Source organism: Actinosynnema sp. NPDC059335, from assembly GCF_042752395.1.
GTDB lineage: Bacteria > Actinomycetota > Actinomycetes > Mycobacteriales > Pseudonocardiaceae > Actinosynnema.
The window spans coordinates 1-9785 of sequence record NZ_JBHYXZ010000236.1; the positions used below are offsets into that span (position 1 = coordinate 1).

At 72.2% G+C, this 9785-nt stretch carries 7 protein-coding genes; 5 read left to right on the plus strand and 2 right to left on the minus strand.

What is annotated here, in order from left to right:
- Window positions 1–770: glycoside hydrolase family 27 protein (locus tag ACFXGA_RS38120; protein WP_378097381.1), on the minus strand; the 770-nt coding region annotated here is incomplete at its 3' end.
- Between the two features lie 189 nt (window positions 771–959).
- Window positions 960–1988, minus strand: coding sequence for a LacI family DNA-binding transcriptional regulator (locus ACFXGA_RS38125; protein WP_378097384.1), 1029 nt, complete (start codon window positions 1986–1988; stop codon window positions 960–962).
- A gap of 170 nt (window positions 1989–2158) precedes the next feature.
- Between ACFXGA_RS38125 and ACFXGA_RS38130 the strand changes: the two genes are divergently transcribed.
- From ACFXGA_RS38130 to ACFXGA_RS38150, 5 genes are all read left to right on the plus strand, one after another.
- Window positions 2159–4333, plus strand: a complete 2175-nt coding sequence (locus ACFXGA_RS38130; protein ID WP_378097387.1) for an alpha-galactosidase — start codon at window positions 2159–2161, stop codon at window positions 4331–4333.
- Window positions 4330–5220: a carbohydrate ABC transporter permease gene (locus ACFXGA_RS38135; RefSeq protein ID WP_378097390.1), complete on the plus strand. Its 891-nt coding sequence runs from the start codon at window positions 4330–4332 to the stop codon at window positions 5218–5220. Before ACFXGA_RS38130 ends, ACFXGA_RS38135 begins: the two co-directional genes overlap by 4 nt.
- A 10-nt stretch (window positions 5221–5230) precedes the next feature.
- Window positions 5231–6121: a carbohydrate ABC transporter permease gene (locus ACFXGA_RS38140; RefSeq protein ID WP_378097393.1), complete on the plus strand. Its 891-nt coding sequence runs from the start codon at window positions 5231–5233 to the stop codon at window positions 6119–6121.
- Window positions 6122–6155: 34 nt separating this feature from the next.
- Window positions 6156–7502, plus strand: a complete 1347-nt coding sequence (locus ACFXGA_RS38145; protein WP_378097396.1) for an ABC transporter substrate-binding protein — start codon at window positions 6156–6158, stop codon at window positions 7500–7502.
- Window positions 7503–7533: 31 nt separating this feature from the next.
- Window positions 7534–9785, plus strand: a 2252-nt coding sequence (locus ACFXGA_RS38150; RefSeq protein ID WP_378097399.1) for a hypothetical protein, incomplete at its 3' end; no start/stop codon positions are given.

The following is a 9785-nucleotide window of genomic DNA, read 5'->3' on the forward strand; positions in this document are numbered from 1 at the left end:
GCGGTCACGTCCACCACATTCCCCACACCCATCGGGTAACTGTTGACGTTCCCGTTCTGCCAGATGTCCAACAAGTCCTCGGTCGTCCGCCACAGATCGGCGACCTCACCCCAGTTGTACTTGTCCCCCGTGATCGGGTGGAAGCTGTTCGGGTTGATGCTGTACACGATCGGCCGACCCGTGGCCCGCAACGCGTCCCGCATCAGCGTGAACCGGGCGACCTGCTCGTCCCGCGTGCCCGCGCCCGAGCACCAGTCGTACTTCAGGTAGTCCACACCCCAGGACGCGAACGTCCGGGCGTCCTGCGCCTCGTGCCCCTTGCTGCCGGTCGAGCCGGGGTGCGCGCCCGTGCCCTGGGCGCAGGTGCGCTCGTTGGGCACCTGGTAGATGCCGAACTTGAGGCCCCGGGCGTGGATGTAGTCGCCCAACGCCTTCATCCCGCTCGGGAACTTCGTGGGGTGGGAACGCAGGTTGCCCGCGCTGTCGCGCTGCGGGTCGAACCAGCAGTCGTCCACCACCACGTACTGGTACCCCGCGTCCCGCATCCCCGAGGACACCATCGCGTCCGCCGCCTGGCGGACCTGGGCCTCGGTGATGCCGCAGCCGAAGCTGTTCCACGAGTTCCACCCCATCGGGGGCGTCAGCGCGGGACTGCCCGGCGCGGCCGCGGCGGTGTCCGGGGCGGGCGGCGCGGTGGTCACCACGGCCGCCAGGGCGGCGGCGGCCGTGAGCAGGTGCAGGAGTCGCCTCCGCGGTCGAGTGGGCGTCATTGCCTCTCCTTGACTCTCGTCGCCCGGTGCGGGCAGGAGGTCTGCGGTCTTCTGTTAGCGCTAACAACCACTGCCGACCGGTCGGGCGACTCGACCGGTGCGCCGGGTGATCAGGTGGACATTGAACGTTACATTAGAGAGCGCGCCCGGCGGTGTCCAGGCTTGGGCCGAAGCCGACCGGGCCGCCGGTCAGGCGCTGCCGCCCCGCACGAGGTCGGTGGGCAGGAGCAGGCCGGGCTCGTCGTCGTGACCGTGCTCGACCTGGCGCAGGCAGCGGGCGACGAGTTCGTGCGAGATGCGCTCGACGGGGATGCGGGCGCCGGTCAGCGTGGGCTCGGTGACCAGGCCGACCGCGCCGCCGTCGAAACCCGTGATCGCCACGTCGTCGCCCACCCTGAGCCCGAGCGAGTGCGCGACGTTGACCACGACCGCGGCGACCGCGTCGCTGCCGGTCACGATCGCGCTCGGCGGGTTCTTGCCGGTCAGCAGTTGCCGCGCGCGGCGGCGGACGCCGCTGTCGGGGCCGCGGAACACCGAGGTCTTGGGCAGGCGGATGCCGTGGTGGGCCAGGCGCCGCACGACCCCGTCGAGCCGGTCCAGCTTCCAGTACTGGTCGCCGTCGGCCCCGAGGTAGGCGAACCGCCGGTGGCCCTCGGTGACGAGCAGGTCCACGATCTCGCGCATGCCGGCCGCGTTGTCGACGTCCACCCAGCGCTGCGGCAGGTCGGGCGCGAGGCGGCCGAAGCAGGCGAACGGGATGCGGCTGTCGGCCAGGAAGCGGGCCCGCTCGTCCTCGACGGTCGACTCCGACAGGATGATCGCGTCCACGGCGTGCCGGGCGACGAGGTCCTTGAACACGCCCAGCGGGTCGTCCCGGCGGTGGGTGAACACCAGGACCTGGTGGTCGACGTCGGAGGCGGCCTTCACCAGGGACTGCAGGAAGTGCAGGGTGAAGCCCTGCGCGCGGTCGAGCTGCTCGCCGAAGATGTGGTAGCCGAGCTGGTTGGTGCGGCGCGAGCGCAACGTCTGCGCGGCCCGGTTCGGCTGGTAGCCCAGCGCCCGCATGGCGCTGGTGACCTTCTCGTACGTGGCGGTCGAGTAGTACTCGTCCCGCCCGTTGAGGACGTTGGACACGGTCTGCCGCGAGACGCCCGCGGCGGCGGCCACGTCCACGATGCCGACGCGCCGCCTCTCCTGATCAGCACCGCCTCGGGACACCGGTCCGCCCTCCTGTCGTCACCCGCCATCTTTCACCCTACGTGACGGGCTCGACACATTGAACGATCAATGTTGCCGACTCGTTACCGCGGTCGCCGTTGACCGCGTCGGGGTGCCGCTGACATCGTCCATGGAACGTTCAATGTGATGCCAACCCCCTGGAGGGCTGTGTGTCCACCGCGCCACCGGTCACCGCGCCGGCCGCCGACCACCCCGATGCCGCCGACCGGATCGTCCACCTGCGAGCCGGGGGCGTGAGCCTGGTGTTGCGCTGCAAGGACTCCCGGCTGCCGCACGTCCTGCACTGGGGCGCCGATCTCGGTCCCGGGGCGGATCCGGACGCGGTCGCGGCGGCGTCCGCGCCGGCCGTGGTGCCCAACGCGACCGACGTCCCGAGCGCCGTGGCGGTGGTGCCGGAGCACGCGACGGCCTGGCCCGGCCTGCCCGGCCTGCGCGGCCACCGCGACGGGCGCGACTGGTCGCCGCTGTTCACCGTCGAACGGGTCGCGGAGAGCGGTGGCACGTGCCTGGTCGCCGCGGCCGACGCGGAGGCCGGGCTCGCGCTCGACCTGGAGATCGGGCTGACCCCGGCTGGCCTGGTGCGGATGCGGGGCACCGTGCGCAACACCGGCGACACCCCCTACACCCTGAACGGGTTGGCGCTCACGCTCCCCGTGCCCGCCCGCGCGAACGAACTGCTCGACCTCACCGGGCGCTGGGGCCGCGAGCGCACGCCGCAGCGCAGGCCGTTCGGCGTGGAGGCGCACGTGCGCGACGGCCGGCGCGGCCGGACCGGGTCGGACGCCACGCTGGTCCTGGTGGCGGGGGAGAGCGGCTTCGGGTTCCGCCGGGGCCGGGTGTGGGGCGTGCACGTCGCGTGGAGCGGCAACCACCGCACCTACGCCGAGCGCGTGCCCACGGGGGAGGCCGTGCTCGGCGGCGGCGAACTGCTGCTGGACGGCGAGGTCCGGTTGGGGCCGGGGGAGACCTACACGACGCCCGAGGTGTTCGGCTCGTGCGGCGACGGCCTGGACGAGCTGTCCGCCCGCTTCCACCGGCACCTGCGCTCCCGGCCGCACCACCCGGCCGGCCCGCGGCGCGTGGTGCTCAACACCTGGGAGGCCGTGTACTTCGACCACGACCTGGACCGGCTGCGCGACCTGGCCGACCGGGGCGCGGCGGTCGGCGCGGAGCTGTTCGTGCTGGACGACGGCTGGTTCCGGGGCAGGCGCGACGACACCGCCGGCCTGGGGGACTGGCACGTGGACGAGCAGGTCTGGCCGGACGGCCTGCACCCGCTGGCGGACCACGTCCGGTCGCTGGGCCTGGAGTTCGGCCTGTGGGTGGAACCGGAGATGGTCAGCGCGGACTCGGACCTGCTGCGGGCGCACCCGGACTGGGTGCTGGCCACCGGCGGTCGCCGCCCGCCGCTGGTGCGCGGGCAGTACGTGCTCGACCTGACCCGCCGCGAGGCGTGGGAGCACGTGCTCGCGCGCCTCGACGCCCTGGTCGACGAGTACCGGCTGGCCTACCTCAAGTGGGACCACAACCGGGACCTGGTCGACGCGGGCGACTCGCGCACCGGCCGCGCCGCCGTGCACGCCCAGACGCTGGCCGTCTACCGGCTGCTGGACGAGCTGCGACGCCGCCACCCCGGCCTGGAGGTCGAGTCGTGCTCGTCCGGCGGGTCGCGGGTGGACCTGGGCATCCTGGAGCGCACCGACCGGGTGTGGGCCAGCGACTGCATCGACGCCCTGGAGCGCCAGGGCATCCAGCGCTGGACCGGCCTGCTGCTGCCGCCCGAGCTGGTCGGCGCGCACGTCGGGGCCGACCGGTCGCACACCACGGGCAGGCGGCACGGCCTGGCGTTCCGGGCGGCCACCGCGCTGTTCGGCCACCTGGGCATCGAGTGGGACCTGGCCGCCGCCGACGAGGCCGAGCTGGCCGAGCTGGCGCGCTGGGTGGCGTTCTACAAGGAGGTCCGCGGCTGGTTGCACCGCGGCCGGGTGGTGCGGGCGGACTCCCCCGACCCGGCCGTCCTGGTGCACGGCGTGGTGGCCGACGACGACGCGCAGGCGTTGTTCGCCGTGGTCGCGATCGCCTCGGGGACGACCACCTCACCGGGCCGGGTCGCGGTGCCCGGCCTGCCGCCCGACGTCCGCTACCACGTCCGTCCGGTGGACCACGGCGGCCTGCCGCCCTCCACCGCCCTGGTCCAGGTGCCCTGGCTGGCCACCGGCGTCCGCCTGTCCGGTCGGGAACTGGCCGAGGTGGGGGTGCAGGCCCCGCCGCTGCACCCCGAGCAGGCCCTGCTGCTGCACCTGGTGCGGGAGGAGCGCGCATGACCGCCGCCCACCCGGTCCGACGCCGCGGCGACCTGCGGGCGGCCGTGCTGTTCCTGCTGCCCGCGGGCTTCGGCTTCGCGCTGTTCTACGCGTGGCCCGCGCTGCAGACGTTCTACCTGAGCTTCACCGACTACAGCCTGCTGGCCACGCCGAACTGGGTCGGGGCGCAGAACTACCGCGACGCGCTGAGCGACCCGAAGTTCGGCAACGCGCTGCTGGTCACCGCCGAGTACGTGGTGATCAACATCGGCGTGCAGACCGTCGTGGCGCTGCTCATCGCGGTCCTGATGCACCGGTTGACGAAATCCTCGCTGGTGCGGGGACTGTTGCTGCTGCCGTACCTGATCGCGAACGTGGTGGTGGCGCTGGTCTGGTACACCATGCTCGACGCCCAGCTCGGCATCGTGAACGCGATGCTGTCGTGGGTCGGGATCGACCCGGTGGCGTTCTTCGGCGAGACCTCCACGGCCATCCCGACCATCGCGCTGGTCAACGTGTGGCGCCACATGGGCTACACCGCGCTGCTGCTCTTCGCGGGGCTCCAGGCCATCCCCAAGTCGGTGTACGAGGCCGCGGCCATCGACGGGGCGTCGGAGTGGCGGGTGTTCCGCAGCGTCACGTTGCCGCTGCTGCGGCCCGTGCTCGCGATGGTGCTCGTGCTGACGGTGATCGGGTCGTTCCAGATCTTCGACACCGTCGCCGTCACCACCCGCGGCGGCCCGGTCGACGCCACCCGCGTCATCTACTTCTACATCTACGAGAAGGCGTTCCAGCAGTTCGACTTCGGCTACGCGGCCGCGTTGTCGGTCGTGCTGTTCCTGATCCTCGCGGGCCTGGCGGTGGCGCAGCTGCGCCTGCTGCGCGCGGGCGGCTCGGACCTGGACTGAAGGAGCCGTGATGACCTCGACGACGATCGGCCCGCGGTGGCGGCGGGCGCTCGGCTGGGCGGTGCTGGCCCTGCTGGTGCTGATCACGCTGTTCCCCTTCTACTGGATGCTGCGCGTGTCGCTGTCGGACAACCGGGCGCTGGCCGCCAACGCCGACTCGCTGCTGCCCGCCGGGTTCACGTCGGGCGCGTACGAGCGCGTGCTGGGCCTGGCGTCGCTCGCGGAGGCCCGCGCCCAGGGCGGTTCCGGCGCGTCGATCGACTTCTGGCGCTACCTGCTGAACTCGGTGCTCACCTCGACGGTCATCACCGCCGGGCAGGTGCTGTTCAGCTCGATGGCCGCGTACGCGTTCGCGCGGTTGCGCTGGCGCGGGCGGGAAGCGGTGTTCTTCGTCTTCCTGACCGCGCTGATGATCCCGCCGATCTTCACCGCGCTGCCCAACTTCGTGCTGATGCGCGACCTCAAGCTGCTCAACACCTACGCGGCGGTCGTGCTGCCGTTCTTCTTCATGACCCCGTTCGCGGTGTTCTTCATGCGCCAGTTCCTGCTCGGCCTGAGCCGCGAGGTCGAGGAGGCCGCGCGCATCGACGGGGCCGGGCACCCGAGGATCTTCTTCCGGATCGTGCTGCCGATGAGCCGGGCGCCGCTGGCCACGGTGGCGCTGCTGGCCTACATCACCGCGTGGAACGAGTACTTCTGGCCGCTGCTGGTCGGCCAGGGTGAGGGCGTGCGCGTCCTCACGGTGGCGCTGGGCGTCTTCCGCTCGCAGACACCGCAGGGCAGCCCCGACTGGGCCGGCCTCATGGCCGCCACCCTGCTCGCGGCGCTGCCGGTCATCGCGCTGTTCGCCGCCTTCGGGCGCCGGATCGTCGACTCCATCCAGTTCTCCGGCATCAAGTAGCCGTCCGGACACGGGTGGGACAAAGGAGTTCACCGTGCACAACAAGTTGTCCAAGCCGGCCGCCCTGGCCGCCGCCGTCTCGTTGGCGCTCGCGGGCTGCGCGGGCGCGCCGGGTGGGGGCAGCGGCTCCGACGAGATCACCTACTGGCTGTGGGACGCCAACCAGCTGCCCGCCTACCAGGCGTGCGCCACGTCGTTCCAGCAGGCCAACCCCGGCACCACCGTGAAGATCGAGCAGTTCGGGTGGGCCGACTACTGGAACAAGCTGACCACGGACCTCGTGGCGGGCACCGCGCCGGACGTGTTCACCAACCACCTCAACTACTTCCCGACCTACGCGGCCAAGGACCAGCTCCTGCCGCTCGACGAGTTCGTGGCCCGCGACGGCGTGCCCACCGATGTCTACCCCAACGGCCTGGCCGACCTGTGGACCACCCGGGACGGCAAGCGCTACGGCCTGCCCAAGGACTTCGACACCGTCGCCCTGTTCTACAACAAGAAGATGCTCGCCGACGCGGGCGTCGCCGAGGCCGACCTGGCGAACCTCACCTGGAACCCGCAGGACGGCGGCACCTACGAGAAGCTCATCGCGCGGCTCACCGTGGACGCCAACGGGGTGCGCGGCGACGAGCCCGGCTTCGACAAGTCGAAGGTGGCGGTGCACGGGCTGGGCCTGGACGAGAACAACGTCGCGGGCGTGGGCCAGCAGATGTGGAGCATGTACGCGCTGAGCACCGGCTGGACCTACACCGACGAGAACCCGTGGGGCAGCCGCTTCAACTACGACGACCCCCGCTTCCAGCAGACCATGGCCTGGTTCCGCGGCCTGATCGACAAGGGCTACCTGCCCAGCCTGGCCACCGCGCGCTCCGGCACGAGCGTCAACGACGGCTTCGGCGCGGGCAAGTACGCGCTGAGCACCAACGGTTCGTGGATGATCAACAGCTACTTCGGCTACGACGGCGTCGAGGTCGGCGTCGCGCCCACCCCGACCGGCCCGTCCGGCAAGCGCGCCACCATCTTCAACGGCCTGGCCGACTCGATCTACACGGGCACCGACAACCGCGAGGGCGCCTGGAAGTGGGTCAAGCACCTGGCCTCCGCCGAGTGCCAGAACGCCGTGGGCGAGCACGCCGTCGTGTTCCCGGCGCTGCCCGAGGCCCTGGCCGTGGCCAAGGAGCGGTTCGCGGCCAAGGGCGTGGACATCACCGCGTTCACCCGGCCGCTGGAGGAGGGCGCGACGCACCTGTTCCCGATCACCGACCACGCCCCCGAGATCTCCGCCGTCATGGGCCCGGCCATCGACGCGGTGCTGGCCTTCCAAGCCGACCCGTCCTCGTTGACTCAGGCCAACGAGCAGGTCAACGCGCTGTTCCGGTAACCACCCACCCCGGTAACCCTGTGGAGCGACGATGCGACACCGACCGGCAAGACCCCGACTCCCGATCGGCGCGGTAGCCGCCGCGCTGCTGCTGGCGACCCTGTCGCCGACGACCCCGACCGCCGCCGCCCGGACCGAACCCGCCGCCGAGACCCTGCGCGTGGACCTCGCCGCCCCCACCGGGGCGTTCCGCGGCGGCGCGACCGGCATCCTCTACGGCCTGGGCGACCCCGGCGTGCCGTCGCGCGACCTCATCGCCGGCATGAAGCCCCGCACCATCGCCCAGAAGCCGCCGGACGGCGAACAGCACCCCAACGGCGACGCCCTCGTGGTGGCCGACGACCTCTTCGCCGCCGGCGGCGCGGACGTCTTCATCAACTCCCAGGACATCTACAGCGCCTGGCCCTACCAGGACCTGGGCATCGACGACTACATCGCCCGGCTGCGGCCCCAGCTGGAGAAGGTGGCCGCGCGACCGGACCGCGACCGGTTCGTGTGGACGATCTTCAACGAGCCCGACTGGATCTGGTACGGCGACTGGGCCACCAAGAAGGACAAGTTCCTCGCCGACTGGACCAAGGTCTACCGGACCGTCAGGTCGGTGCTGCCCACCGCGCGCATCGACGGGCCCGGCGAGGCGAGCTACAACCCGGGCAGGCTGCGCGACTTCCTCGCCTACGCCAAGGCGAACGACGTGCTGCCCGACATCGTCACCTGGCACGAGCTGAGCCCGGACTCCCTGAACCACTACCGCGCCCACTACGAGGACTACCGGGCCCTCGAGAAGTCCCTGGGCATCGGACCGCTCCCGATCAACATCACCGAGTACACCAACCGCCGCGACACCTCCGTGCCCGGTCAGCTGATCCAGTGGATCACCATGCTGGAGGACACCAAGGTCGACGGGCAGATGGCGTACTGGTCGCTCGCCGGCAACCTCAGCGACCAGGCCGTGCGCACGGGCCGCGCCAACGGCGGCTGGTGGCTCACCAAGTGGTACGCCGACCTGTCCGGCGACACCGTCCGCGTCACCGCGCCCCGCCCCAGCACCCGGGACACGTTGCAGGGCCTGGCGACGCTGGACCGCGCCGACGCGAAGGCGACCGTGCTGCTCGGCGGCACGGCCAACCCGGTGGACGTCGCCGTCACCGGTCTGGACCGGCGGTTGTTCGGCGGTCACGTCGACGTGCGCGTGTCCAAGACCACCTGGTCCGGCTACGAGGGCGACGCCGGGCAGCCACCGGTCGTCGCGGCCTCCCGCGTCCGGGTCTCCGACGGCGAGCTCACCGTCAAGGTGCCCGGCGGCGACCCCCTCGCCGCCTACCAGGTGATCGTCACCCCGGCCGGCCTCGCCCCGGCCCCGGTCGCCGACGCGCCCTGGACCTCCCGCCACGAAGCCGAGTCCGGCCTGGTGGAGAACGCCTCCGTGGTCGACCAGTCGGACCCGTCGGGCTGGCGGTACACCACGTCCGGCGGCAAGGACGTCGGCTACATGAACAACGCCGGCTCGCGGGTCACCGTCGAGGTGGACGTGCCGCGCACCGGGACGTACCGGCTGGGCGTCCTGTACGGCACCAACGGGTTCGTCGGCAGGCAGGCCCTCTACGTGGACGACGCCCACGTCACCACGCTGACCTTCCCGGCCACGCTGAACTGGCAGTACCGGGGCAGGCTCGACACGCCGGTCCAGCTCGCCGCCGGCCGGCACCGCATCTCCCTGCGCACCAGCGACCCCACCGGGTTCCTCGGCCGCCCGGCCGACATCGCGCTGGACCGCATCGACCTCACCGAGGTCACCGGTCCGGAGAAGGCGAGCTACCCGTTGGCCGACGCGCGCCGCACCGGTGGTTCGGTCGACCGCGGGGTCCGGGCCCTGCGGGCGCTCGTGCCGAACGCCGTGGTCCTGCGCCCCGGTGACGCCGTGACCGCCTACGTGTCCGCCGCGGAGGACGGCTACTACGCGCTGTCCACCACCTGGTTCGGCACCGGCCACAGCGCACTGGGCCTGACCCTGTCCGGCCGCCGCGTCGCCGGCGGCGACCTGACCGCCGACCGGGCGGGCGCGTGGACCGGCCGCGCGACGGTGCACCTCAAGGCCGGGATCACCGAGGTCGTGCTGTCCAACGAGGGCCGGAGCCCCCTGGTCGTCGGCACGCTCGACCAGGTGCGCGCCCAGGACGCCGACCGGCGCGCGGTCCGCGTCGAGGCGGAGGCCGGGCGGCTCGGCGGGGGAGCGGCGACGGCGACGGGCCCGTGGGCCTCCGGCGGCAGCTACGTCGGGTC

What these genes read in the sequence shown, in the direction of transcription:
- ACFXGA_RS38135 (WP_378097390.1), top strand. Translation starts at nt 4,330, where the DNA reads ATGACCGCCGCCCACCCGGTCCGACGCCGCGGCGACCTGCGGGCGGCC.
- ACFXGA_RS38140 (WP_378097393.1), top strand. Translation starts at nt 5,231, where the DNA reads ATGACCTCGACGACGATCGGCCCGCGGTGGCGGCGGGCGCTCGGCTGG.